The organism is Ruegeria sp. CDSC052 (assembly GCF_059610685.1).
In genome coordinates, this window is sequence record NZ_JBXWOB010000001.1 from 856,028 (window position 1) to 881,519 (window position 25,492).

A 25,492-nucleotide genomic window follows, 5' to 3' on the forward strand; every position below is an offset into this window, starting at 1 on the left:
CTTCACGCTCGATAAACAGGCAGGGAGGGCTACTATGAACCGTCACCATAGAGATATCCGCAAGATCGACCCCACCAAAGGCACAGCGCTTGGGGACGGCACGCCCAATGATTTGGACCGGATCGAGATCGGCCCCACACAGCTGGCCTTCGCCGAATGGGAAGCCGCCGGGCTGTCCTTGCCGAACCTTGAGAGGATGCGTGAGTTTAGGTGGAAACGTCTGACCAAGGCCATCGTTGATCGTGGCTATGGTGGCTTGTTGATGTTTGATCCTCTGAACATTCGATACGCCACAGACAGCACCAACATGCAGCTCTGGAACACGCATAACCCCTTCCGCGCGGTGCTGTTATGTGCCGACGGGTATATGGTGATCTGGGATTATAAAAACTCACCTTTTCTAAGCAAATTCAACCTGTTAGTGAAGGAACAACGTTCGGGCGCCGACCTGTTCTATTTCGATCGCGGCGACAAGGTCGATGTTGCGGCGGATGTGCTCTCGAACGAAGTGCGGGCGCTGATTGATGCGCATGGCGGCGGCAACAAGCGGCTGGCCGTGGACAAGATCATGCTGCACGGTTTGCGCGCCCTTGAGGCCCAGGGGTTCGAGATCATGGAAGGCGAGGAAGTCACTGAAAAGTCCCGCGCCGTGAAAGGCCCGGACGAAATTCTGGCGATGCGTTGTGCCAATCACGCCTGCGAGACCTCGGTCGCCGAGATGGAGGCATTCGCCCGCGCCAATGTCGGAGACGGAAGAACCTCGGAAGACGACATCTGGGCCATTCTGCATGCCGAAAACATCCGGCGCGGCGGGGAATGGATCGAAACCCGCCTGCTGGCCTCAGGCCAACGCACCAACCCGTGGTTTCAGGAATGTGGTCCCCGGATCACGCAAAAGAATGAAATCATCGCCTTCGATACCGATTTGATCGGGTCTTACGGCATCTGCATCGATATCTCGCGCACTTGGTGGATCGGGGACGAGAAACCCCGCCCGGATATGGTCTATGCCATGCAGCACGCGCATGAGCATATCATGACAAATATGGAGATGCTGAAACCCGGCGTTATGATCCCTGAACTGACCGCCAACAGCCATAGGTTGGATAGCAAGTTTCAGGACCAGAAATACGGCTGCCTGATGCACGGCGTTGGCCTGTGTGACGAGTGGCCTCTGGTCGCCTATCCGGACAAGGCCGTCGCCGGCGCTTATGATTATCCGCTGGAACCGGGCATGGTTCTATGCGTCGAAGCTGCGGTTGGCGAGATAGGTGGAGATTTCTCAATCAAACTCGAAGATCAGGTTCTGATCACTGAGGATGGGTATGAAAACCTTTCCACCTATCCCTTTGACCCACAGCTTATGGGGCTGGCCTGACCCCTCAGTTCGGCCAGTTTGACCGTTTGACGTTCCCATGCCAGTCCTCGATTTCCGCGCTGGCAAAAGATGTCGGCTGTGTCCAGTTCTGACCCGCGGCAAAACTGACGACCGCAGTTACGGCGATAGCGATCAGTAAATCTACTCGAAGATTTGTGCCATGTGGCTGAGAAGTGAGATGTACCATTGTTGCCTCCGTGGCTGGTTGTGTTCGACAGGCTCAAGATGAGGGTGGCGTTCGCTTTATTAAAGTGAATGTTTGATTGGGAACGCATCACAAAAGTTGATTCAACCAATCGCACCAGAACTCCGCCTGCACCTGACCCAGTCTCACCTTCCCGTGACGCTTCTTACATAGGGGTTGAGACCCCTCGCTGGCGGCCACAATATTGAGGCACCTCATGACGTAAGGAATTGCCATGCCCACCGAACGCATCACCTTTGCCGGTCACGACGGCCACCAACTGGCTGCACGCCTCGACCTGCCGGACGGGCCTGTCCTTGCTACGGCATTGTTTGCCCATTGCTTTACCTGTTCAAAAGATATCCCGGCCGCGCGCAGGATCGCAGCCCGTCTGGCAGCAATGGGTATCGCGGTATTGCGGTTTGATTTCACAGGCTTGGGTCATTCAGACGGCGAATTTGCAAACACCACTTTCACCTCGAATGTTGAGGATCTGATCGCCGCCTCACGGTATCTGGCTGGACGGAACATGTCCCCGTCTCTGCTGATCGGGCATTCTCTCGGAGGGGCAGCGGTTCTGCGCGCCCGAGCTGGTATTTCGAGTGTTAAGGCCGTTGTTACGCTGGGCGCGCCTGCCGATCCAGGGCATGTCTCGCACCATTTCGACGCCGCACTGTCGGAAATCCAACAAAAGGGATCGGCCGAGGTCACTTTGGGTGGTCGCCCGTTCCGTATTGGCAAAGCGTTCGTCGAAGATATCGCCCAATCCGCGCTAACCCCTGCGATTGCGGATCTGAAGGCCGCGCTGCTGATACTTCATGCGCCACGCGACGAAACGGTTAGTATTGACAATGCAAGCGCGATCTTTCTGGCAGCCAAACATCCCAAAAGCTTTGTGACGCTGGACGACGCTGATCACCTGATTACACGCGCGGCAGATGCGGAATATGCTGCAGATGTAATAGCGGCTTGGGTTACGCGCTATGTGGTGCTGCGCCCGCCTGCCCCACCACCGGGTGCGCCCGAAGGCGTAGTGCGGGTGACAGAGGCCGATCCCAACGGATTCCAGCAAGACATTCAGTCCGGCCCCAAGCATCATGCTGTTGCGGACGAACCGGCCTCATATGGAGGCACCGACCGCGGTATGTCGCCCTATGGCTTTGTGTCATCGGGTCTGGGAGCCTGTACTTCGATGACAATCCGGATGTATGCGCGGCGCAAGGGCTGGCCACTAACAGGCATCACTGTCGATGTTTGCCATAACAAGGTCCACGCACAGGATGCGGGTCTGATCACTGACAACAAGGTCGATCTGTTCCGCCGCAAAATCCGGCTCGAGGGCCCCTTGGATCAGGATCAGCGCGCACGTCTGCTTGAAATCGCCGACAAGTGCCCTGTTCACAGGACACTTGAAGGAACAGCGAAAATCACGACGGAATTGCTGTCCTGATCCGCATCAGCGCCGCCGCGGTGACGGGCGGTGAATAGGCGGCCGGGCAACTGGTGGCCGGGCAACCGGTGGACGTGCGGGGGGCTTGGCGACAGGGGGGCGTGGGCGCGCCGGGGGCTTGGTGACCGGAGGTTTGGGTTTGACCGGAGGCTTACCCTGCGGTGGACGATTTACATCAATGTCCACATCAACGTCGTGATAGTAGTCGTTCCAAAGCATCGAGTCATAGAACGGATCATATCCGTATCCCACACCAACCGTCACGCCGTCGCAGGCAGACAAGGTGATACTGGTCAAACCGAATACCAGCGCGGCGATCGACCGTTTCATCAGCTTTCGAGTCATCCAAACCTCCTCACTGAAGCGACCGGAATGACGCGAATACGGCATTCAGGTCGTCCACATAGCCAGGATCGGCGCCGTCTCTTAATACGGCCACTGCGACAGCCACGCGATCACGCGGCAAGTCAATCACTGTGGCCGTAAAATTTATCCCCCGCCGATCACGGGTGCCGGTACCGCGGATAACCCGCGCTGGCAGACCTCCGATCTGGGTTGCGACTGTTTCCGAAACGATCGGATCTTTGACTAGAAACTTGTCGATATCCTGAAGGTATCGCAGGCCACCGTCGATGGATGACACACCAGATGGCGAGACAAATCCAATCCATACGTTGTCATCCGTTACCGGTTTGATCCCCATGACTCGGGCAACCGCGCGGGGATCGTTCAGCTCGGTGTCATCGACCTCACGCGGGCCGCCAGTACGAACCGACCAAAAATCTGGTACCGCAAAGCTGAACAAGGCGCGCCCTTCATCAGTATAGGTGATCGGTGTTTCGGCTTTTGCACTCCCTGCCCCGGCGCAAACAACCGCGCAGGAAAGGGTTACAGCCCTCAATAGATTAGGCATATCTGAATAACCTGTTGTTTCTATTGCTACAGCTTGAACTGTGTCGACCGGTTTTGTCCAGCCTCTTGTTGGCGCAACAAAAAACCGCGCCGGGATCGCTCCGGGCGCGGTTCATGTCAACCAGGTTGACTGTGGTTTAGGTGCGGGCGTCGCCCACCAGCTTCCACAGGCCGGGGATCAGCAGCGCGGCCAGCGCGAGCTTGATCGCATCACCCACCAGGAATGGTGTCAGGCCCCATGCCAGGATCGGCTGGTCCCAGCCATAGAGCTGGCCCAGCCACAGCAGGCCGGGGACATAGATCAGAACGTTGGCCAGTACCAGCGCCAGCGCCATTTTCACGACCGAACGGTCCCAGCCGCGCGCGGCCAGCGTACCCAGCATCAGGGTTGCCAGCACATATCCGACTAGGTAGCCGCCTGTGCCACCCATCATGTAAGTAAGGCCGAATTTTTCAGCCGAAGAGCCCGCGAATACGTCAAAGCCCAGCGCGCCGATCAGCAGATAGCCCATCATGGTTACCAGACCCAGCCGTGCGCCATAGGCGGTGCCGATGGTCAGAACCGCAAATGTACCCATGGTGATTGGAACTGGCCACATCGGCACTTTAATCTTGGCGGCGACTGCCAAGGCAACGATGCCCAAAGCAACCAAAACCACCTGTTTGACGCGCAGCGCCGTCCCTTCACGTGGGCCAAATGCATTGGCCAATACGTTCGCATTCATGTTGTTTCTCCCTAAACGGACCGAGATTCTGCAACAGGAATGCCCTGTCAGCGCCGCATCTGCAAGATGATTACGCTACCGCAGCATGTATTCCGTATTCATTTCGTATGATTTCCGGGGGCCGGACACGGTCCAACGGACCCTCCAGCAGGGCCAGCCCGAGAAATCATAGACTGCGTCATAGCTGTCCGGCGGGCAATTATGGTGATCCGCAGCCTGCGCCTGGCCCAGCTTGAGAACGTGGAAATAACGCCCGTCATCAAAATGCACCGCAACGCTTTCGCCCTTGTCGTGCCACAGGTATCGGCGCGTTCCCATCATCTCGGGCTGGCCCGGAATGCGCAGAGTTACCGTCTCGTCATAGATCAGACCGTCTTTGGACCTGGTGAATCGCGCAGAGCCATCGGCCAAAACCACCTGCCCGGCCCACGCATCCCGAATGGTGCGTGACAGGCTCCAGTCCCCTTCGAAGTCGGTCAGTTCGTTTGGAAAGGTCATTCGGGATAATACCCGTCTGTGATCTCGCCTGCGTCGTCAATAAATCGAATGATGACACCGCTTTGCAGAACATCATAACACGCCCAGATACCCGAAGGCGGCCAAACCGAGCAATACTGATCGCCCTGCACGGCCCACTTTCCGGTGCTGGGACGACCCGAAAAATAATGGGTCACCCCGCTTTGGTCGAATGTTTGCCAGATGCCGTCGCCATAAGTTAGTTTTTTGCCCGACAAGGCTTCGGCAATTTCATCACCCGTCAGCGGGCAGAACTCTGTCGCTGCCGCAACACCAGGCCAAAGGGACAAAATCAGGGCAAACCGTCTCATCACCGCACTCGCGCCTTGTTCCGTAGGGCGGCTGGGTTTAAACCGCGCCGCAACGACCTCTGCCAAATCATAAAAAGGTGCCGCTGCCAATGATTCCACGTTATTCCCGCCCCGACATGGTCGCCATCTGGTCGCCCGAGACGAAGTTCCGCATCTGGTACGAGATCGAGGCCCATGCCTGTGACGCCATGGCCGATCTGGGCGTGATCCCGCGTGAAAACGCCGAGGCCGTGTGGAAGGCCAAGAATGTGGAATTCGATGTGGCCCGCATTGATGAGATTGAGGCCGTCACCAAACACGATGTCATCGCTTTTCTGACCCACTTGGCCGAGCATGTCGGAAGTGATGAGGCGCGTTTCGTGCATCAGGGCATGACCAGCTCGGACGTGCTGGATACCTGTTTCAACGTTCAACTGACCCGCGCTGCCGACATCCTGATCGCCGACCTCGAAAGTTTGCTGGCCGCTCTGAAACGCCGCGCGATCGAACATAAGGACACTGTCCGCATCGGCCGCAGCCACGGCATCCACGCCGAGCCCACCACAATGGGCCTGACATTCGCGCGCTTCTATGCCGAGATGGATCGCAACCTGTCCCGCATGCGCGACGCACGGGCCGAGATTGCAACAGGTGCGATCAGCGGCGCGGTCGGCACCTTTGCCAATATCGACCCTCAGGTCGAAGAGCATGTCTGCGACAAGCTGGGACTGGTGCCCGAACCGATCAGCACGCAGGTCATCCCCCGCGACCGCCATGCCGCGTTCTTTGCCACGTTGGGCGTGATCGCCAGCAGCATCGAAAACGTTGCCATTGAAATCCGTCACATGCAGCGGACCGAGGTTCTTGAGGGGGCCGAGTTCTTCTCGATGGGGCAGAAAGGGTCTTCGGCGATGCCGCACAAGAAGAACCCTGTACTAACCGAGAACCTGACCGGGCTGGCGCGCATGGTGCGCGCGGCGGTGATCCCGGCGATGGAGAATGTGGCGCTCTGGCACGAACGCGACATCTCACACTCCTCGGTGGAACGCATGATTGGGCCGGACGCCACGATCACACTGGATTTTGCTCTGGCTCGACTGACGGGCGTGATCGACAAAATGCTGATCTTCCCCGAGAACATGATGGAGAACATGAACAAGTTCCCCGGTCTAGTGATGAGCCAGCGGGTTCTGCTGGCGCTGACGCAGGCAGGGGTCAGCCGTGAAGAGGCTTATGCCATGGTTCAACGCAACGCGTTGAAGGTCTGGGAACACCGCACAGACTTCAAAGAAGAACTTCTGGCGGATACTGACGTGACCGCCGCGTTGAGCAAGGAGGAGATCGAAGAGAAATTCGACCTCGGCTATCACACCAAACATGTCGATACGATCTTTGCCCGGGTGTTTGGCGAGTAAAATTTCGTAAAGACTCTGCAATACTGACCCGCTCAAAATCTTTGTGCGGGTTTTTCTTTGCTTGATCACGGCAGGATCATTCCCGCTTTCTAACTTGTGAATAAATTCGCGCGATCAGTTGTTAGCTTTTGTATAGAACGCGCTATGCTTATTCTGAGCAGCCCTACGAACGGAGACCAATTATGCGCCTCATCCTAGCTTCGGTTATTGCAATTCAGGCCCTTACATTTGCCCCCATGGTTCATGCCGCAGGTGGCGGCGGGGGATCGACGCCGCCAAAAACAACAAACACCACCAAGAAATGTCTGTTCGGACGGGTCTATGATGAGGCCGCGGGCAAATGCGTAAAGCCCAGCAACACCAATTTCACTCAGGATCAACTGTACCACGCCGTGCGTGAACTGGCCTATGACGGGCAGTTCAAAAACGCCCAAGGCGTGCTGCGCGTGATGGACCAGAATGACGATCGCGTCATGACCTATTGGGGCTTTACCTATCGGAAGATGGGCAAGCTGGAACTGGCGAACCTGTTCTATGAAGGTGCAATTAACGCAAATCCCGACAATATTCTGGCACGTTCCTATATGGCGCAAGGCTTTGTCGCCGAGGGCAAAACTGATCTGGCGATTGCGCAGTGGCGTGAAATCAAAGCACGTGGCGGCGAAGGAACCTGGGCAGAAGTTTCCCTGCGCGAGGCGATCCGCACCGGACTGACCTACAACTACTAAACTTCAGCTTTTCTTTACCCGACTCTCTGTAATCTGCCTGTGGAACAGGAACTTTGGCACCGCAGGCAGATGCAGAACACAAATACATTGGTACAGGTGGCCCCGGGGGCTTCTGCCCAGCTGGCCAAAGAAAACGATGACGACCTTCGCTTGGTGGCCCGCAGCCTCAGCAGCCGACAAAAGGCGGCGGTGGTTGTGCGTCTCTTGCTGAATGATGGGGCGGACATTCCGCTGGAAGAGCTCCCCGACGATTTACAGGAAAAGCTAACCCACCAACTGGGCAAAATGGGCCTTGTCGACCGGGTTACCTTGGACGCAGTTGCCGGTGAATTTGCAGATGCGCTGGACAGTGTTGGCCTGTCCTTTCCACATGGTCTGGCGGGCGCTTTGGATGTGGTGAACGGCAAAATCGCCCCGGCCACTGCGGCGCGTTTGCGTAAAGTGGCCGGCATACGCCAGATCGGCGATCCTTGGCAGCGATTGCGAGAGATCCCTACAGAAGATCTGGCCGAAATGGCGCAGGCCGAAAGCACCGAGATTGCGGCCGTGATGCTATCGAAACTTGAAACCGCCAAAGCTGCGCAACTGCTAGGGCACCTTCCCGGCCCAGTTGCTCGGCGTATTACCTATGCGGTTTCGAAAACTGCAAATGTCAGCCCAGAGTCCGTCGAGCGGATCGGGTGGTCGCTGGCGGCTCAGATGGATCAGCGCCCGGCCACAGCGTTTGCCGACGGACCGGGTGCCCGCGTTGGCGCGATACTGAATCAGTCCGCTGCTTCGACCCGGGACGGCCTGCTGAGTGCATTAGAAGAAGAGGACGCCGATTTTGCCACCATAGTTCGCCAATCCATTTTCACCTTCGCCCATATCCCGTCCCGCATTCTGCCCCGTGATGTACCGGCCATTCTACGCGGTGTGGAACAACCCGTCCTGGTTACAGCGCTCGCCGGTGCAGAAACGGAAGGAGACAGGGCATCGGTTGACTACCTGTTGTCCAACATGTCGTCGCGTATGGCCGAAAACCTGCGCGAAGAAATGGATGAGGTCGGAAAAATCAAACAACCCGATGCCGAGGAGGCGATGACCCAGATCATTGGCGCCATCCGGACACTTGTCGATGAGGGAACCATCACGCTCCGGGATGATGACGGTGACGAATAAAGAGAGTAAGCGCGCCTAAATCTCTGGCCGAGCAGAAAGCTTGTGGTTACCGCGATCGGCTTGTATGTCTGACCCGGCAATTCACAACAGACGCCGAGACCTTCTGATGCCCGTTGAAAAGTCTGAACTAAGCAGGTCCGAGCTTGGCAAATACTATGTATCCGGCATGTTCCTGAAAGGCGTTATCAAAGCGTTACGGTTGCTGCCCTATGAGACACGCATTGCCACAATGGGCGCCATAGCGAGAAACCTTGCACCGTTGGTCGGGTTCTCGAAAAGAGTACGCAGCAATCTGAAACTCACCTGCCCGGACCTGACTGAATCCGAAGTGAAACGCATCTGCAAGGCCGTTCCTGACAACGCCGGGCGCGCGATCATGGAGCACTTCTCGCCCGAGGATTTCACAGAACGCCAACGCTTTGCCAAAGTCACGGGTACGGGTCTTGCCGCCTTTGATTCCGCCTTGGCGGAGGGGCGACCTGTGATGATGATCACTGCGCATTTCGGCCATTACCTGGCCGCGCGTATCGCCCTTCAAGAACGCAGCGGTCAGCCTATTGGCTGCCTCTACCGTCGAATGGCGAACCCCTACTTCAACGACATGTATGTCGATGCGTTCTACAAAACCGGCGCCCCGATGTTCGAACAAGGCCGTCGCGGGATGGTCGAAATGGTGCGGACACTCAAAAAAGGCGGGATCATCGCTATTGTGTCAGACCTGCACGCACATGGCGGGGAAGAGCTGACTTTTTTCGGCAAACCGGCCGTGACGTCGGTTTTGAATGCTGAACTGGCAATGAAATACAAAGCCGTCCTGATTCCGTGCTATGCGGTGCGTCAGCCCAATGGGGTTGATTTCGAAATCATCCTGCACGAACCGGTCCCACATACGGATCCAAAGACGATGACCCAGTTCACCAATGATGACCTCGAGGCGGTTGTCCGACAGCATATGGGTCAGTGGTTCTGGATTCATCGTCGCTGGAAAACCTGGAACGGGCTAGGCGTCCAAGCCAAAGACATGCCCTGATCAGCGAACGCGTGCTGCCGCAATAATCGGCCCATGGCCAACCCCTTGCACCAACACAACGGCCGGCAAATCTGACGTCAAAGATACCTTATAGGTCTTAGGCGCTGTCCCGTCCCATTGCCCGGCTACTGTCCAGGCCTCGACCACATTGGCATAATCCAGTTCTTGTCCGGCCAACTCTCCGCGCCGGATCGAGGCATGGCGCATCGGCGTGTATTGCACCACCCGGATGTCATAGACCTGATCCGGTGGCAAACTGATCGAGGAAACGTCGACAGTTACGTTATCTCCTGTACGCGAGGCCGAAACCGACGCCAGCGGAGCGGCCTTGGAATGGTCGCCTATCAGGTAATCCAGCTTTGCCGTATCTGCCCCTACAATATCCTGCTGACCATTCACTACCATCTGAGGCGTATAGATCACCGTACGCCCGGAATTTCCGGCATAGCTGCGCTGACGCTCAGTATGGGTGGGGTCGGCATATTCATCCTCCCATCCGATATAGTCCCAATAATCCACATGCAGCGCCAACCCGATGACGTCATCCCGATTGGCCAGATCGTGCATGATCCGGTCAGCCGGGGGGCAGGACGAACATCCTTGCGAGGTGAACAGCTCCACCACTACGGGTCCGCTTTCTGCAATGGCCGAAGTAGCCAGGAACAGGGACGCCAACGCGGTTGCGGTTGCAGATTTGAACATGTTTGCTCTCGGGTTTCATGGGGTGCATTACTGGTTTAGACGGAACGCTGATCAAGCACCAATCAAGGTTTCTTGAGACCGGTGACACAAGGTTTTCGCAAAAATGTGTGCAATGGTATACAAAAATTGCCGCACCTGGTCTGTTGGACCTTGAACCGCGCGCTTGGGTGATGCAGATAGCCCTCAGCGAATCCCATATTCCACGTCATTTGAGAGGGAGGCCACAGATGCCCATCAAAGTCGGACAGGATACCGCCAAGACACGCCGCAGCCTGAGCGTGAATGGCAAGTCCATCTCGTATTACTCGATCCCCGCCGCGCAAGAGGCCGGCCTGGGTGATTTCTCGAAACTGCCCGCCGCCCTGAAGGTGGTGTTGGAAAACATGTTGCGGTTCGAAGATGACGGATTTTCCGTCTCGGTCGACGACATCAAGGCGTTTGCCGAATGGGGCGCCAAAGGTGGCAAGAACCCCCGCGAGATCGCCTATCGCCCTGCCCGCGTGTTGATGCAGGATTTCACCGGCGTTCCGGCGGTGGTCGATCTGGCCGCCATGCGCGATGGTATCAAGGCTCTGGGCGGTGACGCGCAGAAGATCAACCCGTTGAACCCCGTTGATCTGGTCATCGACCACTCGGTCATGATTGACGAATTCGGCAACCCGCGCGCGTTCCAGATGAACGTTGACCGCGAATACGAACGCAACATGGAACGGTATCAGTTCCTGAAATGGGGTCAGGGCGCCTTCAACAACTTCCGCGTTGTGCCCCCCGGAACCGGGATCTGTCACCAGGTGAACCTGGAATATCTGGCGCAGACCGTTTGGACCGACACGGATCAGGATGGCAACGAGGTTGCCTATCCCGACACGCTGGTCGGCACCGACAGCCACACCACCATGGTCAACGGCATGGCCGTTCTGGGCTGGGGCGTCGGCGGGATCGAGGCCGAAGCCGCTATGCTGGGTCAGCCGATCTCGATGCTGATCCCCGAGGTTGTCGGCTTTGAGCTGACCGGAGATCTGGTTGAAGGTACGACCGGAACCGATCTGGTTCTGAAGGTCGTCGAAATGCTGCGCGCAAAGGGTGTTGTGGGCAAATTCGTCGAATTTTTCGGCGAAGGTCTGGACCGTCTGCCGCTGGCCGACCGGGCAACCATCGCCAACATGGCCCCGGAATATGGCGCGACATGTGGTTTCTTCCCGATTGACGGCGAGACGCTGCGCTATCTGCGCAATACCGGCCGTGACGAAGACCGCATCGCGCTGGTCGAAGCCTATGCCAAGGAAAACGGCTTCTGGCGCGACGCAGATTACGCACCGATCTACACCGACACCCTGTCGCTGGACATGCGCACCATCGTTCCCGCGATCTCGGGCCCAAAGCGCCCCCAGGATTATGTTGCTCTGACCGGTGCCAAGGCGGCGTTCACCAGGGAAATGGCCGAGACGTTCAAGCGACCCATGGGTAAGGAAGTCGCCGTCAAAGGCGAAGACTATACCCTGGAATCGGGCAAGGTTGTGATCGCCTCGATCACCTCCTGCACCAACACCTCGAACCCGTATGTCATGATCGGCGCTGGTCTTGTGGCCCGCAAAGCCGCAGCCTTGGGTCTGAACCGTCAGCCTTGGGTCAAAACTTCGCTCGCACCGGGATCGCAGGTTGTTTCTGCTTATCTTGAGGCCGCTGGCCTGCAGGAAGATCTGGACAAGATCGGCTTCAACCTTGTCGGCTACGGCTGCACCACCTGTATCGGCAACTCGGGTCCAATCCAGAAAGAGCTCTCTGAGGCGATTGCCGAGGGCGATTTGGTAGCCACGTCGGTCTTGTCGGGTAACCGCAACTTCGAAGGCCGTATCAGTCCGGATGTTCGCGCCAACTACCTGGCCTCACCGCCGCTGGTCGTGGTCTATGCGCTGGCCGGTACGATGGATATCGACCTGACCTCAGAACCGATCGGTCAGGACAAGGACGGCAATGATGTCTTCATGAAAGACATCTGGCCAACCCAGCAAGAAGTGGCGGAATTGGTCGAACAGACGGTCACCCGTGAGGCGTTCCTGTCGAAATATGCAGACGTCTTCAAAGGCGACGAGAAATGGCAAGCGGTCGATACCACCGATGCCGAAACCTATGACTGGCCACCGACCTCGACCTATATCCAGAACCCGCCCTACTTCCAGGGCATGGGGACCGAGCCGGGCACAATTTCGAACATCGAAGACGCCAAGGTTCTGGCCATTCTGGGCGATATGGTCACCACTGACCACATCTCGCCTGCAGGCTCGTTTGCCACGACAACACCGGCTGGCAAGTATCTGACCGACCGTCAGGTGCAACCGCGCGAGTTCAACTCTTACGGGTCGCGCCGTGGCAACCACGAGGTCATGATGCGCGGCACCTTTGCCAATATCCGCATCAAGAACGAGATGCTGGACGCGGTTGAAGGCGGCTATACAAAAGGCCCCGATGGAGAGCAGACTTCAATCTATGACGCGTCGATGGCCTATCAGGAACAGGGCACGCCGCTGGTTGTATTCGGTGGCGAGCAATACGGCGCCGGATCGTCGCGCGACTGGGCGGCCAAAGGCACGGCTCTGCTGGGTGTCAAAGCGGTAATCGCCGAAAGTTTTGAGCGTATCCACCGCTCGAACCTGGTTGGCATGGGCGTTGTACCGTTCGAATTCACCGGTGGCGACTCGCGCAAGACGCTGGGCTTGAAGGGTGATGAAACCGTCTCGATCCACGGTCTGGATACGATCCAGCCGCTGCAAGAGGTGCCCTGCACCATCACCTACGGTGACGGTTCTGAGAAAACCATAACCCTTAAGTGCCGCATCGATACCGCGCCCGAAATCGAATATATCGAAAACGGTGGCGTGCTGCATTACGTGCTGCGGAACCTGGCCAAGACCGACTAAGATCTCTGAGCAATCTAAAAAGGGCGCCCGGTCGGGCGCCCTTTTTACGTTCCATTTGCGCCAGGATACTGTGCCTGGCTTTTTCACCGACCTCCCACTTGGTTCTGCCCAACCAGAGGGGCGACGGTGACAGCACCAAGATGGATGATTGTGACCAGATCATTCAGAAGACTGGTGTTTCTTCCCTCACCCTGCCGCGTTAATCGGCCTTAGCCTTTTCCAAAGCGGGCCGAATAGTTCCTTCGATGACGCGCTGGGTAATCGGCCCAGCAAAGCGCAGGATAATGGTTCCGTCGCCATCGACCACATAGGTTTCCGGTACGCCGTAAACGCCCCAGTCCAGCGCCATGCGTCCCTGTTCATCCCGGCCGATACCCGTATAGGGATCACCAAGTTCGTTCAGGAATGCCTCGGCATTTTCCAGCTTGTCCTTATAATTGATACCGTAGACAGGAATGCCTTCATCCGACAGGGCCTGCAGGTTTGGGTGTTCCACCCGGCAGGGCGCGCACCAACTGGCCCAATAATTCACAAGCTTGATCTGTCCATCGCGCAACGTTGCGTCGTCAAATTGTGGCTTGCCTGCAAAATCTGTTAATACAACCGGTGGCGCGGTTTGGCCCTCACGGGCCGAGGGCAAAGCGTTTGGGTCATCACGGAACATGCCAATACCAGCAAGTACAGCAAAGGCACCAAATATCAACGGAGGCGCAATCATCAGGGGCGAGATCTTAGCCATTGCGCTTTATCCTCTGTTCAACTTTTTCCAGTTCAGCCTGGCTCTTGCGGCCCCTCATCACGCTGACCAGAACCAGCGCCAGCAAAAGCCCGATGGAAACCACATAGGACCAGAGCACCGTATCGGCATATTTTCCAAGATCAGGGATCATCCGTTTGCCCTTTCCCGCGCCAGCAGAGTCTTGGTCCGACGCGTGCGAATTTCAGTACCCGTGCGGTAAAGTACCAAGGCGATGAACAACAACACGAACCCGACAATGCACAGCAGCAGAGGATAGAAATAGATATTGCTGACCTTCTCTTCGGTATCCGCTCCAGTCACGGCACCAGCCCGCAGGACAGAAGCGCCCTGATGCAGCCCCTGATTCCAGAAATTCACCGCATAACGGCTGAGGATAGCAAAGACCGACCCCACCAGACACAGGATCGAGGTCAGATCGGCAGCCGTATCAGGGTCTTCGATCGCCTCCCACAAGGCGACATAGCCCAAATAGAAGAGGAACAGGATCAGGAATGAGGTCAGACGTGGATCCCAGGCCCACCAGGTGCCCCACATGGGCTGCCCCCAAATCGCCCCGGTTGCCAACGCAATCAATGTCATCACGATGCCCACAGGTGCGGCCGCGCGCGCAGCCAGCGCACTGACATGATGACGGCGAACCAGCCAAACCAGAGAGGTCGCCAGCATCATAAGCCAGCAGTTAATCGCCATCAGTGCGGCGGGCACATGCAGGTAAATGATCTTGACGGTCGATCCCTGCTTGTAATCATCGGGTGTGAAGAAAAATCCCCACACCAGACCAATGACGATGCAAACCAAAGCCGCGCCCCAGAAGAACGGCATCACCCGTTCACTGGTGGCAAGAAACTTGCGCGGATTGGCATATTCCCAGAGGGTATTGGCTTTGGCTGCGATAGACATGGGCCTTATCTAGTCCGAGTCGGGTTCATTCTCAATTGACATCCGTCAAAGTTACACTGTGTCACCGTAGGTTAATGCGCAACACGGCGGCGCTGGCAAAAGGTAACAGGGCAATCGTCGCCGCAGTGATCCCAGCCAGCATCAACAAGGGTGTCTGCGTTTCCATTCCGGTTGCGCCGCGGCGCGCGACTTCGGCCCCGAAGATCAATGTCGGTACATAAAGAGGCAGCACAAGAAGCGACAGCAGCAATCCGCCGCGTTTCAAGCCGACCGTAAGAGCGGCACCAAAGGTTCCGATGACGCTCATCGCGGGCGTGCCAATCAAAAGTGAGACGACAAGCCAGAAAAAGCCGGGCAAAGGCAAATTAAGCAGAACGCCCAGGAAGGGCGCAGCCAGAACCAGTGGCAAGCCCGTGGTCAGCCAATGCGCCAAAGACTTGATCGTTATGACCGCTTCTAACGGCAGGGGCGCGGTCGCCAATAGGTCGAGCGAGCCGTCCTCCCAATCCAGCGCAAGCAGCCGGTCAAGTGACAGAAGGCAGGCCAAAAGTGCCCCCAGCCATAGCACGCCAGGTGCAATCGTGGACAACAACGCGGATTGCGGGCCAACTGAAAAAGGCACCAGCACGGTGACGATAAGAAAAAACGCCAGGCCAAGGCCAAACCCTCCGCCCGCACGGAAGGCCAGTTTCAAATCACGTAAAAGCAGGGCGATCACAGGAAACCTCCGTCGAGATCATCGACAGGTTTCGGTTTAGCCTTGTAGGGCCCCACATCCAGGACCTCTCCGTCCAGACCAAGGTCGATATGGGTGGCAATCAAGGCAGACCCACCCTGCCCCAGATGCGCGCGCACCGCGTCAGCAAACATCTGCACTGCATTCTTATCCAGCGACACAGTGGGCTCATCCAACATCCAGATGGGTCGTTCGGTGACCAACATCCGCGCCAACCCCAATCGACGTTTCTGGCCTGCCGACAGATTGCCGGCATGGCGATCCGACAGCTCAGTCAAAGCAAACGCGTCCAAGGCCGGTTGAATGCTGTGACTGCCGAAGACCTGCGCCCAGAACGACAGGTTTTCCACCACGGTCAGAGTCGGCTTGAGTCCGTCGGAATGTGAGGCATAGGCGATCCGGTCCTCAGCCCCGTCGATCTGCCCCTCAAGCGGAGGCTGCAGGCCTGCCAGCGTTCGCAGCAGCGTTGTTTTACCGATCCCGTTCGGCCCGCGTAGGATAAGCGCCTTTCCGGGCTCCAGCGAAAAGCTGAGATTTTCCAGCACAGGAACGCCCCCTCGGGCGATCGACAGGTCGGTCACGGTCAATGTCATGAATCCCGCTTATCCTATTGCCGTCAGAGGCAAAAGGCGGGATTTGCCGCAGCATACCGACAGCAACGTATTTGGGTGGCATCTAAGCGCAAGGACAGAGGAAAAGAATCCGATCAGACCGGTAGCAGCGCCAGCGCAATACGGCGCCCTTCGGATAACAGGATATTGTATGTGCGGCACGCGGACGGAGAGTTCATGATCTCAACCCCGATCCCCGAATCTTCCAAGGCGGCGCGCAGATCAGAAGGAATATGGGCCAGCTCAGCGCCGGTTCCAATAAACAGCACATCGACCTGACCCGCCAATTTCAACAGACCATCCCTGTCGTCGTACCCGCCCCATTTCGCTGATCCTGCCGGGCCGGTCAGTACCGACCCGTCATAGACCTGACCACCGATGCGGAAAAACCCAGGACCATATCCGTCAACAGGGGCCGCATTGTCATAAGAGATTTCATTCATACGCATAGGAGGCATCTAGCCCCAAAGCGGTAAGCCCGACAAGGCTGCAAGCGCTATCGCCAGATACGCAGCGGCACGATACAGCTTTTCCCGCTCGGGCCGGAACATCCAACCACCCAGCCAATTACCAGCCAGGTTGGGGACCGCCAGAACCAGACCCAATATCACAGCAGGCAGCGTGATACGGTCCATGCCAGTCAGGTACCCGAGCAGCAGAAAATCAAAGGCGAACAGGTATAACAGGATCGTCGCACGGATCACGGCCACGGGCAGAGGTCGAGACATATAGAACAAGATAACGGCCGGTCCGGGCAGGCCCGCGACACCGCCCAAAAACCCACCAGCGCCTCCTATTCCCAAAACCATTTTGCGACTGACATGACCGTGATAGCGCAGACCGAACACCAGAATAGCCAGCATAAGAAACGCCAACAGGCTAACTGTATAGCGAAATACATGTGGATCGACCGTGGTCAGCAACCACAGCCCCAATGGCAGAGCGAGTGCGCACCCTCCCACCAGACGGACCAGATCACCCCTGTCGACCTCGCGCCAGGCCCGGCGAAGGTTGGGCAGCGGGCCCAGTATATCCATGATTGTCAGGCAGGTCAGCGCCTTGAAAGGATCAAGGAATGGGGTTGCGATTGGCAGGAATATCAGGGCGGTCCCAAATCCGGAAAAGCCGCGCACTACACCGCCAAGAAAGGCAGCAAAAACTATGATGGCCAGCCCTGTGGGGGACTGGCCAAAATACTCAGGCATCGATGTTGGCAAACTGGTTGCCAGAAGTGTTTGATGGCTTGGACCAGTCGCGCTTGACGCCCAGCCACAACAGGATGGTTGAGGCCACAAAGACGGACGAATAGGTACCTACGATCACACCCCAAATCATAGCAAAGACAAACCCGCGGATCACATCCCCGCCCAGAACATAGAGCGAAATCAACGCCAGCAAGGTGGTGACAGAGGTCATGACTGTTCGGCTGAGCGTTTCGTTGATCGAAATGTTCAGAACCTCCTTTAGGTCCTTTTTCTTGTATTTCCGCAAGTTCTCGCGCACCCGGTCGAACACGACCACCGTATCATTCAACGAATAGCCCACGATGGTCAGCAGCGCAGCGATGATCGCCAGATCAAAGCGGATCTGCAGTTCGGAAAAGATGCCGATAGTCAGGATGACGTCATGCACCAGCGCAGCGACAGCCCCCAGCGCAAACTGCCATTCAAACCGCAGCCAGATGTAGACAAGCACCGCCCCAATGGCGAGCACCACCGCGATTACGGCGGTCTGGATAAGCTCTCCCGAGACTTTGGGTCCTACAGATTCGACGCTTTCGAAGGGCAGTTTCAACCCGGGGTCCGCTGCGGCAAGAGCTTCGCCAATTTGTTCAATCGTGGCCGCATTGACAGCCTCAGCATCATCCTGCGCCTGAATGCGGATCATCGCGACATGTTGATCTGGCCCGAAGCTCGGATCGAAAATCTCGGTGATCGTCACGTCGCCAAGTCCAAGCGGCGCAATAGCGTCACGATATGTGCCGACATCGATTTCCTGCGCGCTTTGGGTCCGAATGGTGGTCCCTCCACGGAAATCAATGCCGAAATTCAGGCCCTGCAGCATGAATGACGTAAACGCGACAATCATCATCAAGGCCGAGATACCCAGCCAGATCTTCCAGCGACTGAAGAAATCGAACGAGGTATTCTGGGGTACGAGTTTCAGTCTCATGTCAAACCTCGATCGTTTTCGGACGGCGGCGTTCGAACCAAATCACGATCATCAGGCGCGTCACGAAGATCGCGGTGAAGACCGAGGTCAGAATACCCAGACCCAAAGTGATTGCGAACCCGCGCACTGGCCCGCTGCCCATGGCAAACAGGATTACAGCGGTAATGAAGGTGGTCACGTTGGCGTCCAGAATGGCCGACAGCGCTTTTTCATAACCCAGCTCAATCGCGCGGGCAGGACCTTTGGCAGATTTCAGTTCCTCTCGGATACGCTCGAAGATCAGTACGTTGGCATCCACCGCCATACCTACCGTCAGAACGATCCCCGCGATCCCAGGCAGGGTCAACGTCGCCCCAATCAGGGAAAGCAGACCAAACAACAGGCCAACGTTGATGATCAGCGCAATATTGGCGAAGAAACCAAACAGGCCATAGCTGAGCGCCATGAATGTCAGCACCGCGACAAAGGCCACGATGGTAGCCACCTTACCCGCGTCGATACTGTCCTGGCCCAGCTCGGGGCCGATGGTTCTTTCTTCCAGAAACTCCAGCCCGGCGGGCAGTGCCCCTGCGCGCAACAGGACAGCCAGATTTGTACTTTCCTCGACGGTGAAATTACCGGTGATGATACCAGACCCGCCGGGGATATGACTTTGGATCACCGGGGCTGAGATCACTTCGTCATCCAGAACGATGGCGAAGGGTGCCCCGATGTTTTCCAGCGTGTAATCACCAAATTTACGCGCGCCAGAGGTGTTAAAGCGGAAACTCACCGCCGGGCGGCCATTCTGGTCAAACGCGGGCTGCGCATCGACCAGTTCCTCGCCCGTTACAACCGGCGCGGCATCCAACGTGTAATAGACGCCATTTTCGTCAATCGACGGCACCACCTCTTCGCCAACGCCCGCTATCGCATCGGGGTCGGTTCCGCGCCCAACGACGGGGTTAAAGGTCAGTTGCGCGGTCGTGCCGATGATCTCTTTCAACTCTCCTGCGCTGCCGATACCTGGCACCTGGATCAGAATACGGTCGGTGCCTTGCCTTTGGATGGTCGGCTCGCGGGTGCCCACCTCGTCAATCCGGCGGCGAATGATTTCCAGCGATTGACGCACGGTGCGGTCGTCTGAGGCCAGCTTCTCGGCCTCAGAAAGTTGTACAATGATCGTATCACCTTCGGCGCGGGCCTCGATATCCGTGGCCCCTACACCGCTGAGGGTCTGCACCTGACGGGCCAGACCGCGGACAACCTCCAGCGCGCGGGACATGCCCTCGGGCTGACTGATGCGAAGGCGAATCTCATCAGGCGCCGCTTCCTGGCGACGGATGGTGCCCACAGTGGCACGTTCATCCCGCAGCGCATCCCGGATTTCCGGCCACATCGCATCCATGCGGGATTCGTAGACGTCACCCACCCGAACTTCGGCCAAAAGATGCGCGCCACCACGCAAATCCAGCCCTAGATTGACCAGCGACGACGGCAGCCAGTTCGGCCATTGCGCCGCCTCTGCCTGCATTTCAGGGGTGTCGACGCCAAGCTCGATCGCCGCCTTGGCGTCATTGGATTGTTCAACGCGCGTATAAAACGCATTCGGCAGGGCCATCAGCAAGCCAGTCACGCAGACAAGCCAGATCAGAACCCGCTTCCAGGTATCAATTTGCAGCATTACCCTGCCTTTTCAAGGGATTATATCGCGAAGTTACTTCGCCGGCTCAGTCTTGTTCAGAACCTGCGAAATGGTCGATTTAACCACGCGGACTTTGACTCCCTCGGCGATTTCGACTTCGATCTCGTTGTCGCCTTCTTTGACCTTGGCCACTTTACCAATCAGCCCACCCTGGGTAACGACCTGATCGCCCCGGCGCACGGCCTCGACCATGGCTTGATGTTCCTTCATTTTCTTCTGCTGTGGACGGATCAGCAGGAAATACATGATCGCAAAAATCAGGATCAGCGGGAGAAACTGGGCGATTGCGCCACCTTCCATGGGATATTCCTTTTGGTTTGGTACTGCGAAAATGCTCCGCAAATTTGGCGAGAACCTATTCTTTGAAATGCCTGTTTGCAAGGACAGGAGGCGCTTGGAATTTATTCTTTAAAAAACATGGATAACTTTGCCGGTCTTTCTGCATTTCCAAGGATTAAGGGCGCCGGGTCAGTTACCCTCTATGAAGATGCTCCCGCTCGGATATAGTTGTAATGAGGGAGGTCCGATGACGCATTTTATTCAATCCTTTGGCATGTTTGTCCGGCTGATCGTGACGGCCTTGCTACTGGCCCTGCCAATCGCGGCATCAGCTCAGGATATCGTGGAAGACATCCGCGAGGATGATGAACAGTCCGAGACCTTCAAAGCACCGGTTATTGTCGACGGTGAGATGCTGTTTTTCTTGCGTGGGTCCAGCGCGCTACCGGCGTCGGAACGTGTCGAGCGGGTGCAGGAGGTCATCGTCGAAGTTGCCGAAGCCTCAACAAGCACAGAGGTCTCGATTACTTTTGAAGACACAGAGCTGGGGACCAGCATTCGGGCCGACGGCGTACAGGTCACCATCGTCACAGAGGCTGACGCCGCGCTGGATCAAATAAAGCTGGATGTTCTCAGCTATTTGCATGGCCAGGCCATCGAAGAGGCGATCATCGCCTACCGAGCCAACCGAACCGATCAGGCCCGCGTATCCGGCGCCATAGAAGCGGCGGGCTGGACCCTTGGTTTCGTTGTGTTCGTCGTGGTTATCTTGTGGCTGCATCGCAGTATCCGACGGCGGACCTTGAAGTTTGTTAAGCGCCACCTGAAAGATGTTGAGACCGCTACAGCCAAAAGCGTACAGGCCGAAGCGATTGCGGCACTGGTCCGTTACGGCCTGAACTTCATACTGCTGATCATCTTCTTTCTGGGCTTTTACTACTACCTGTCCTTTGTCCTACTTTCCTTTGCTGAAACCCGATATTTCGCGCAACTGCTGCTAACCTATCTGACAGAACCCGTTCTTCTGATCTTTAAGGGAATCATCAGCTATTTCCCGAACCTGATCATGCTGGGCCTGATCACATGGGTTACAATGTATATTATCAAGGGTATGCGTGTGTTCTTTGACGCGGTTGAGGCCGGAACTTTTGACCTTGGCGATTTCGAAAAGCACTGGGTGAACCCAACGTTCAATATCGCCCGCGTGGTTGTTATCCTGATCGCTCTGGTGTTTGCAGTGCCCTACATTCCGGGGTCGGACTCGGCCGCGTTTCAAGGTCTGACCCTTCTGGTGGGTGCCATGCTGTCGCTGGGCGCAAACTCGGTTGTGTCCAACATGCTGGCCGGTCTGTTCGTGATCTATCGCCGGTCAACCTCGATCGGGGATCGCATTCAGATCGGGGATCACATCGGCGACGTGGTTCAGATCAAGCTGATGGAGACGCATCTCAAATCCATCAAGAACGAGTTGATCTCTATTCCAAATGCCCAGTTGATGAACTCGGACGTGGTGAATTTCTCAAAAAGAACCGACGGCAGCGGGCTGTTGCTGCATACGACCGTGGGAATCGGGTATGAGGAACCATCCGAAAAAGTCGAGGCCATGCTGATCGAAGCGGCCAATCGCACCAAGGGCATCAAGGCCAAACCCGAGCCGTTTGTGTTGTGGACCGCGCTGGCAGACTACGCGATCAACTACCAGATCAATGGGTATTCGACCCGTGGCAGTATCATTCCCAAGATCCTCTCGGACCTGCATCGCAACATCGTGGCCGTGTTCAATGAAAACAATGTGCAGATCATGACGCCGTCTTACATGGCCGATCCGCCAAAACCAAAAATTCCACTCGAAGACTGGGATGGCCATTTGGCGCATGAAACACACGACGTTACGGATAAGTCGTAACCGGTTCTACACCCCGCCTTTCAGATGGTGCATAAGCGGCTGCAGTGATTCACGCATTTAAGGACCTGAACCATGCACGACATCCGCGCCATACGCGAAAACCCAGCCGCCTTCGACGCCGCCCTTGCGCGCCGTGGGGACGCGCCGGTGTCGTCGGACCTGTTGCGCCTGGACGAAAGCCGCCGCGCCAAGATATTGGCCGCAGAAACCGCTCAGGCGGAGCAAAACAAGGCGTCCAAAGAGGTTGGTGCGGCCAAGGGTCGTGGCGATGAGGTCGAGTTCGAGCGCCTGCGCGCGCTGGTCGCCGAGAAAAAGGCCGAGATCGCCCAGATGCAGACCGAGGCCAAGGATCTGGACGCCCTTCTGACCGATCAACTGATCCGCATCGCCAACCTGCCCGCCGAAGATGTGCCCGAAGGCGCGGATGAAAACGACAATGTCGAAGTCAACCGCTGGGGCACTCCGCCCACGCTGGATTTTGCGCCCAAAGAGCATTTTGAGATCGAAGCCGTCCAGACCGGTATGGATTTTGAGACTGCCGCGAAACTGTCCGGCTCGCGTTTTGTGCTGCTGTCCGGTGGCGTAGCCCGCATTCACCGCGCATTGGCGCAGTTCATGCTGGACACACATATCAACGAAAACGAACTAACCGAGGTCAACGGCCCGGTTCTGGTTCTGTCCGAAATGATGCAGGGCACCGGGCAACTGCCGAAGTTTGGCGAGGACAGCTATCAGACCCGTGAAGGCTGGTGGCTGATCCCGACCTCCGAAGTGTCGCTGACCAATATCGTCAATGAAACGCTGATCGACGAAAGCTATCTGCCTCGCCGCTATACCGCGCATTCCCTGTGCTTCCGGTCCGAGGCTGGCAGCGCTGGCAGAGACACCCGTGGGATGCTGCGCCAGCACCAGTTCGAAAAGGTCGAGATGGTCTCAATCACCCATCCGGACAAATCGGATAAGGAACAAAAGCGCATGTTACGCTGCGCCGAAGGTATTCTAGAAAAATTGGGCATACCCTATCGCACCGTGATCCTGTGTACGGGCGACATGGGCTTTGGCGCGCGCCGTACCTATGACATCGAGGCATGGTTGCCCGGACAGGATACCTATCGCGAGATCAGCTCGGTCTCGACTTGTGGTGATTTTCAGGCCCGCCGCATGAACGCGCGGTTCCGCCCCGAAGCGGGTGGCAAACCGGAATACGTCCATACACTGAACGGCTCCGGCCTGGCTGTCGGTCGTTGCTTGATCGCCGTGCTGGAAAATGGTCAGAACGCCGATGGTACCGTGACCTTGCCCAAGGTTTTGGCCCCCTATCTTGGCGGCAAACTGACCTTACAGCGGGACGGCACGCTGGCATAAGAAAACCGGCGCTAACCAACTGCGCCGGTCCTGAGAAAATCAAAAGGCGGAGGAGGTCTACTTCTTCGCCTTTTTCTTATCTTTTTTCTTACTCTTCTTCTTGCCGACTTTCTCTTTGGCGTCCTGTTTCTTTTGATCTTTTTTCTTGTCGTCCTTTTTGGACTTTTTATCCTTTTTGGCTTTGGCTTTCACCTTGTCCTTTGCCTTTGAGAATGCGGCCTCCATTTCCAGCAGTTTTTTGGCAGCTTTCTCAGCCTTGGCTTTTGCCTTGGCCTTTTTTCGCGCTTTGGCTTCAGCAGCGGCTTTCTCTTCAGCAGCCTTCTGGGCGGATTCCTCAGCCCGCTTCCGGGCGGCAGCAGTAACGCCCTTCCGAGCAGCTGGGCGCTTGGTTGCCGCGCGCGCAGTCGTGGTTTTGGCTGAAACAGCTGCTTTCGCCGCCGCTATAAGAACCGGTGCCCGTGCCACACCAATGCGAGGAACTTTGACGAGCTCTGCGGGTTTCGCGCTCGCAAGGTCTTCTGCGGTCTTGAAGCCATTGGCAATCAACGATTGCCCAAGCGCCTCGCCTACACCCTTTACATCGGTCACTGCGGTCATCAGAGTTCCTTTCCTTCTCACATCGGGCCGGAATACCGGCTAGCTGCTACGGGCCAGCCCCCGGGATTGATCCTTAGGAGGGAAAGGCACAAGCCGTTTGGTGTCCTCATCCCAAAGTTTCAGATTCAAAGCCGCTACCGCCTCGGGGAATTTGATCCGGCGCGGCGTATACTCGGACGGCAGGTTATAGTGGCATTCCCGCAGCCGGTAAGACGGGATGCGCGCGTTGAAGTGGTGTATGTCGTGCAATGTGATGCAGGCCACCGCATTGTCAAACCACCAGCCGAAATCCAGCGCCGACGACCCCTGCAGCGCAGCCAATTTCGGATCCAGATCTGGGCGACGGTCCCAGTATGTGTCTTCGAAATTATGCTGAAGATAGACTAGGAAAACTCCCAGCATCCCGCCAAGGAAGGAAAAGGCCACCCAAACCAATATACCGGTCGCACCGGCGATCAGATACAGCAGGCCCAGGAAAATCAGGATCGACAGGTTGTGCAGCAGCACGCCTTTGACGCCGAACCGCACCGTATTCTTGGGCCAGCGGTAGCGAATGAAATAAGTAAACAGTGCTCCGACCGGTACCAGCACAAACGGGTTGCGGTATAGGCGATAATACAGCCGCGACCACCAGTTCGCCGCATTCCATTCCCTCACGGTCATGGTATGAATTTCGCCGGTCTCACGATGTTCCAGATTGCCGATGCCGGAGTGATGCAGGTTGTGATTTTGCTTCATCACTTCGAAGGGAGCGAAAGTGAACGGGGAAAGCCCATGACCTGCCCATTCATTCTGTGCACGCGTTTCAAATAGCGAATGATGCCCGCAATCGTGCTGCAGCACGTAAAGGCGAACAGCGGAAAACGCGAAAACCACTCCGGCAGGCATCATGACATACCAGCGGTCCACATAGATGATGGCTAATGCCAACGATGAGAAATAGACCGCGAAAGTCCCAAAGTAGCTGATCGCGGCCAATCCATTATCCTGAACCGCGTATTGACGTGTGTATTCTCTCAAATCCATTCCGTCGGCTCCCCACAATGGCCCGTTGCAATGTGATTCTAAAAATG

General features: G+C 56.8%; 28 protein-coding genes. 9 read left to right on the forward strand and 19 right to left on the reverse strand.

Translation table 11 applies throughout. The features are described from left to right. The first annotated feature begins 34 nt into the window (after window positions 1–34). Complete coding sequence (gene dddP, locus AC2FIM_RS04305; protein WP_496676169.1) at window positions 35–1,378, forward strand: dimethylsulfonioproprionate lyase DddP; 1,344 nt, start codon at window positions 35–37, stop codon at window positions 1,376–1,378. Window positions 1,379–1,382: 4 nt separating this feature from the next. Here dddP and AC2FIM_RS04310 read toward each other — a convergent pair whose 3' ends face one another. Further along, the gene (locus AC2FIM_RS04310; RefSeq protein ID WP_271947667.1) at window positions 1,383–1,565 is read right to left on the reverse strand and encodes a hypothetical protein; all 183 of its coding nucleotides are present in this window, start codon (window positions 1,563–1,565) and stop codon (window positions 1,383–1,385) included. 232 nt (window positions 1,566–1,797) lie between these two features. On the opposite strand from AC2FIM_RS04310, the gene AC2FIM_RS04315 reads away from it, so the two are divergent. Continuing rightward, complete coding sequence (locus AC2FIM_RS04315) at window positions 1,798–3,012, forward strand: bifunctional alpha/beta hydrolase/OsmC family protein (protein WP_271947669.1); 1,215 nt, start codon at window positions 1,798–1,800, stop codon at window positions 3,010–3,012. 6 nt (window positions 3,013–3,018) lie between these two features. On the opposite strand, the gene AC2FIM_RS04320 is transcribed toward AC2FIM_RS04315, so the two are convergent. From AC2FIM_RS04320 to AC2FIM_RS04340, 5 genes are all read right to left on the reverse strand, one after another. Then, the gene (locus AC2FIM_RS04320) at window positions 3,019–3,357 is read right to left on the reverse strand and encodes a hypothetical protein (protein WP_271947672.1); all 339 of its coding nucleotides are present in this window, start codon (window positions 3,355–3,357) and stop codon (window positions 3,019–3,021) included. A 10-nt stretch (window positions 3,358–3,367) separates the two neighbouring features. After that, window positions 3,368–3,925, reverse strand: coding sequence for a hypothetical protein (locus AC2FIM_RS04325; RefSeq protein WP_271947673.1), 558 nt, complete (start codon window positions 3,923–3,925; stop codon window positions 3,368–3,370). Window positions 3,926–4,061: 136 nt separating this feature from the next. Next, complete coding sequence (locus tag AC2FIM_RS04330; RefSeq protein ID WP_142633110.1) at window positions 4,062–4,649, reverse strand: biotin transporter BioY; 588 nt, start codon at window positions 4,647–4,649, stop codon at window positions 4,062–4,064. A gap of 75 nt (window positions 4,650–4,724) precedes the next feature. Then, the gene (locus AC2FIM_RS04335; protein WP_496707912.1) at window positions 4,725–5,147 is read right to left on the reverse strand and encodes a DUF6314 family protein; all 423 of its coding nucleotides are present in this window, start codon (window positions 5,145–5,147) and stop codon (window positions 4,725–4,727) included. Continuing rightward, window positions 5,144–5,476 carry a hypothetical protein gene (locus tag AC2FIM_RS04340; protein ID WP_271947677.1) on the reverse strand — a complete coding sequence of 111 codons (333 nt, stop codon included), beginning with the start codon at window positions 5,474–5,476 and terminating at the stop codon, window positions 5,144–5,146. The genes AC2FIM_RS04335 and AC2FIM_RS04340 overlap by 4 nt, the downstream gene beginning before the upstream one ends. Before the next feature lie 89 nt (window positions 5,477–5,565). On the opposite strand from AC2FIM_RS04340, the gene purB reads away from it, so the two are divergent. The 4 genes from purB to AC2FIM_RS04360 all read left to right on the forward strand — a co-directional run bounded on the left by purB (window position 5,566) and on the right by AC2FIM_RS04360 (window position 9,789). Next, complete coding sequence (gene purB / locus AC2FIM_RS04345; protein WP_271947679.1) at window positions 5,566–6,870, forward strand: adenylosuccinate lyase; 1,305 nt, start codon at window positions 5,566–5,568, stop codon at window positions 6,868–6,870. Between the two features lie 182 nt (window positions 6,871–7,052). Then, window positions 7,053–7,598, forward strand: a complete 546-nt coding sequence (locus tag AC2FIM_RS04350; protein WP_142633104.1) for a tetratricopeptide repeat protein — start codon at window positions 7,053–7,055, stop codon at window positions 7,596–7,598. A 69-nt stretch (window positions 7,599–7,667) separates the two neighbouring features. Further along, window positions 7,668–8,759, forward strand: a complete 1,092-nt coding sequence (locus AC2FIM_RS04355) for a flagellar motor switch protein FliG (protein WP_496676179.1) — start codon at window positions 7,668–7,670, stop codon at window positions 8,757–8,759. A gap of 106 nt (window positions 8,760–8,865) precedes the next feature. Further along, a complete protein-coding gene (locus AC2FIM_RS04360; protein ID WP_142633100.1) occupies window positions 8,866–9,789 on the forward strand; it encodes a lysophospholipid acyltransferase family protein in 924 nt (307 codons plus the stop codon). Here AC2FIM_RS04360 and AC2FIM_RS04365 read toward each other — a convergent pair whose 3' ends face one another. Continuing rightward, window positions 9,790–10,491 carry a DUF1223 domain-containing protein gene (locus tag AC2FIM_RS04365; RefSeq protein WP_142633098.1) on the reverse strand — a complete coding sequence of 234 codons (702 nt, stop codon included), beginning with the start codon at window positions 10,489–10,491 and terminating at the stop codon, window positions 9,790–9,792. 227 nt (window positions 10,492–10,718) lie between these two features. Between AC2FIM_RS04365 and acnA the strand changes: the two genes are divergently transcribed. Next, window positions 10,719–13,409 carry an aconitate hydratase AcnA gene (acnA, locus tag AC2FIM_RS04370; protein ID WP_142633096.1) on the forward strand — a complete coding sequence of 897 codons (2,691 nt, stop codon included), beginning with the start codon at window positions 10,719–10,721 and terminating at the stop codon, window positions 13,407–13,409. A 199-nt stretch (window positions 13,410–13,608) separates the two neighbouring features. Here the strand turns inward: acnA and AC2FIM_RS04375 are convergent, their stop codons facing one another. The 10 genes from AC2FIM_RS04375 to yajC all read right to left on the reverse strand — a co-directional run bounded on the left by AC2FIM_RS04375 (window position 13,609) and on the right by yajC (window position 20,572). After that, a complete protein-coding gene (locus tag AC2FIM_RS04375; protein ID WP_142633094.1) occupies window positions 13,609–14,148 on the reverse strand; it encodes a DsbE family thiol:disulfide interchange protein in 540 nt (179 codons plus the stop codon). After that, the gene (gene ccmD / locus AC2FIM_RS04380; RefSeq protein WP_185956600.1) at window positions 14,141–14,299 is read right to left on the reverse strand and encodes a heme exporter protein CcmD; all 159 of its coding nucleotides are present in this window, start codon (window positions 14,297–14,299) and stop codon (window positions 14,141–14,143) included. The genes AC2FIM_RS04375 and ccmD overlap by 8 nt, the downstream gene beginning before the upstream one ends. Then, window positions 14,296–15,069 carry a heme ABC transporter permease gene (locus AC2FIM_RS04385; RefSeq protein ID WP_142633092.1) on the reverse strand — a complete coding sequence of 258 codons (774 nt, stop codon included), beginning with the start codon at window positions 15,067–15,069 and terminating at the stop codon, window positions 14,296–14,298. The genes ccmD and AC2FIM_RS04385 overlap by 4 nt, the downstream gene beginning before the upstream one ends. Before the next feature lie 61 nt (window positions 15,070–15,130). Beyond that, entirely contained in the window at window positions 15,131–15,787 is a 657-nt protein-coding gene (gene ccmB / locus AC2FIM_RS04390) for a heme exporter protein CcmB (RefSeq protein ID WP_142633090.1), read from the reverse strand. Further along, a complete protein-coding gene (gene ccmA, locus AC2FIM_RS04395) occupies window positions 15,784–16,398 on the reverse strand; it encodes a heme ABC exporter ATP-binding protein CcmA (protein WP_142633088.1) in 615 nt (204 codons plus the stop codon). The genes ccmB and ccmA overlap by 4 nt, the downstream gene beginning before the upstream one ends. A gap of 113 nt (window positions 16,399–16,511) precedes the next feature. Beyond that, on the reverse strand, window positions 16,512–16,865 hold the full coding sequence (locus tag AC2FIM_RS04400; protein WP_142635082.1) for an Mth938-like domain-containing protein: 354 nt from the start codon (window positions 16,863–16,865) through the stop codon (window positions 16,512–16,514). Window positions 16,866–16,874: 9 nt separating this feature from the next. After that, window positions 16,875–17,621, reverse strand: coding sequence for a sulfite exporter TauE/SafE family protein (locus AC2FIM_RS04405; RefSeq protein WP_271947703.1), 747 nt, complete (start codon window positions 17,619–17,621; stop codon window positions 16,875–16,877). After that, the gene (gene secF / locus AC2FIM_RS04410; RefSeq protein WP_142633084.1) at window positions 17,614–18,588 is read right to left on the reverse strand and encodes a protein translocase subunit SecF; all 975 of its coding nucleotides are present in this window, start codon (window positions 18,586–18,588) and stop codon (window positions 17,614–17,616) included. The genes AC2FIM_RS04405 and secF overlap by 8 nt, the downstream gene beginning before the upstream one ends. 1 nt (window position 18,589) lies before the next feature. Further along, a complete protein-coding gene (gene secD, locus AC2FIM_RS04415; protein ID WP_282027340.1) occupies window positions 18,590–20,251 on the reverse strand; it encodes a protein translocase subunit SecD in 1,662 nt (553 codons plus the stop codon). Between the two features lie 33 nt (window positions 20,252–20,284). Next, window positions 20,285–20,572 carry a preprotein translocase subunit YajC gene (yajC, locus tag AC2FIM_RS04420; protein ID WP_142633080.1) on the reverse strand — a complete coding sequence of 96 codons (288 nt, stop codon included), beginning with the start codon at window positions 20,570–20,572 and terminating at the stop codon, window positions 20,285–20,287. Window positions 20,573–20,798: 226 nt separating this feature from the next. On the opposite strand from yajC, the gene AC2FIM_RS04425 reads away from it, so the two are divergent. Beyond that, entirely contained in the window at window positions 20,799–22,457 is a 1,659-nt protein-coding gene (locus tag AC2FIM_RS04425) for a mechanosensitive ion channel family protein (RefSeq protein WP_496679898.1), read from the forward strand. A gap of 72 nt (window positions 22,458–22,529) precedes the next feature. Next, entirely contained in the window at window positions 22,530–23,822 is a 1,293-nt protein-coding gene (gene serS / locus AC2FIM_RS04430; RefSeq protein WP_496679900.1) for a serine--tRNA ligase, read from the forward strand. Window positions 23,823–23,879: 57 nt separating this feature from the next. Here the strand turns inward: serS and AC2FIM_RS04435 are convergent, their stop codons facing one another. Both AC2FIM_RS04435 and AC2FIM_RS04440 read right to left on the reverse strand, forming a co-directional pair. Then, a complete protein-coding gene (locus AC2FIM_RS04435) occupies window positions 23,880–24,419 on the reverse strand; it encodes a helix-hairpin-helix domain-containing protein (RefSeq protein WP_496679903.1) in 540 nt (179 codons plus the stop codon). 39 nt (window positions 24,420–24,458) lie between these two features. Next, window positions 24,459–25,445, reverse strand: a complete 987-nt coding sequence (locus AC2FIM_RS04440) for a fatty acid desaturase (protein ID WP_496679905.1) — start codon at window positions 25,443–25,445, stop codon at window positions 24,459–24,461. Window positions 25,446–25,492: the final 47 nt, after the last annotated feature.

Bases quoted from the DNA above. Each gene is read 5' to 3' on its own strand.
- yajC (WP_142633080.1), bottom strand. From the start codon at position 20,572: ATGGAAGGTGGCGCAATCGCCCAGTTTCTCCCGCTGATCCTGATTTTT.
- secF (WP_142633084.1), bottom strand. From the start codon at position 18,588: ATGAGACTGAAACTCGTACCCCAGAATACCTCGTTCGATTTCTTCAGT.
- AC2FIM_RS04435 (WP_496679903.1), bottom strand. From the start codon at position 24,419: ATGACCGCAGTGACCGATGTAAAGGGTGTAGGCGAGGCGCTTGGGCAA.
- secD (WP_282027340.1), bottom strand. From the start codon at position 20,251: ATGCTGCAAATTGATACCTGGAAGCGGGTTCTGATCTGGCTTGTCTGC.
- serS (WP_496679900.1), top strand. From the start codon at position 22,530: ATGCACGACATCCGCGCCATACGCGAAAACCCAGCCGCCTTCGACGCC.
- AC2FIM_RS04315 (WP_271947669.1), top strand. From the start codon at position 1,798: ATGCCCACCGAACGCATCACCTTTGCCGGTCACGACGGCCACCAACTG.
- AC2FIM_RS04365 (WP_142633098.1), bottom strand. From the start codon at position 10,491: ATGTTCAAATCTGCAACCGCAACCGCGTTGGCGTCCCTGTTCCTGGCT.
- dddP (WP_496676169.1), top strand. From the start codon at position 35: ATGAACCGTCACCATAGAGATATCCGCAAGATCGACCCCACCAAAGGC.
- AC2FIM_RS04325 (WP_271947673.1), bottom strand. From the start codon at position 3,925: ATGCCTAATCTATTGAGGGCTGTAACCCTTTCCTGCGCGGTTGTTTGC.
- ccmD (WP_185956600.1), bottom strand. From the start codon at position 14,299: ATGATCCCTGATCTTGGAAAATATGCCGATACGGTGCTCTGGTCCTAT.
- AC2FIM_RS04340 (WP_271947677.1), bottom strand. From the start codon at position 5,476: ATGAGACGGTTTGCCCTGATTTTGTCCCTTTGGCCTGGTGTTGCGGCA.
- purB (WP_271947679.1), top strand. From the start codon at position 5,566: ATGATTCCACGTTATTCCCGCCCCGACATGGTCGCCATCTGGTCGCCC.
- AC2FIM_RS04385 (WP_142633092.1), bottom strand. From the start codon at position 15,069: ATGTCTATCGCAGCCAAAGCCAATACCCTCTGGGAATATGCCAATCCG.
- AC2FIM_RS04425 (WP_496679898.1), top strand. From the start codon at position 20,799: ATGACGCATTTTATTCAATCCTTTGGCATGTTTGTCCGGCTGATCGTG.
- acnA (WP_142633096.1), top strand. From the start codon at position 10,719: ATGCCCATCAAAGTCGGACAGGATACCGCCAAGACACGCCGCAGCCTG.
- AC2FIM_RS04335 (WP_496707912.1), bottom strand. From the start codon at position 5,147: ATGACCTTTCCAAACGAACTGACCGACTTCGAAGGGGACTGGAGCCTG.
- AC2FIM_RS04360 (WP_142633100.1), top strand. From the start codon at position 8,866: ATGCCCGTTGAAAAGTCTGAACTAAGCAGGTCCGAGCTTGGCAAATAC.
- AC2FIM_RS04350 (WP_142633104.1), top strand. From the start codon at position 7,053: ATGCGCCTCATCCTAGCTTCGGTTATTGCAATTCAGGCCCTTACATTT.
- AC2FIM_RS04330 (WP_142633110.1), bottom strand. From the start codon at position 4,649: ATGAATGCGAACGTATTGGCCAATGCATTTGGCCCACGTGAAGGGACG.
- AC2FIM_RS04355 (WP_496676179.1), top strand. From the start codon at position 7,668: ATGCAGAACACAAATACATTGGTACAGGTGGCCCCGGGGGCTTCTGCC.
- AC2FIM_RS04400 (WP_142635082.1), bottom strand. From the start codon at position 16,865: ATGCGTATGAATGAAATCTCTTATGACAATGCGGCCCCTGTTGACGGA.
- AC2FIM_RS04375 (WP_142633094.1), bottom strand. From the start codon at position 14,148: ATGGCTAAGATCTCGCCCCTGATGATTGCGCCTCCGTTGATATTTGGT.
- ccmA (WP_142633088.1), bottom strand. From the start codon at position 16,398: ATGACATTGACCGTGACCGACCTGTCGATCGCCCGAGGGGGCGTTCCT.
- AC2FIM_RS04320 (WP_271947672.1), bottom strand. From the start codon at position 3,357: ATGACTCGAAAGCTGATGAAACGGTCGATCGCCGCGCTGGTATTCGGT.
- AC2FIM_RS04405 (WP_271947703.1), bottom strand. From the start codon at position 17,621: ATGCCTGAGTATTTTGGCCAGTCCCCCACAGGGCTGGCCATCATAGTT.
- AC2FIM_RS04310 (WP_271947667.1), bottom strand. From the start codon at position 1,565: ATGGTACATCTCACTTCTCAGCCACATGGCACAAATCTTCGAGTAGAT.
- AC2FIM_RS04440 (WP_496679905.1), bottom strand. From the start codon at position 25,445: ATGGATTTGAGAGAATACACACGTCAATACGCGGTTCAGGATAATGGA.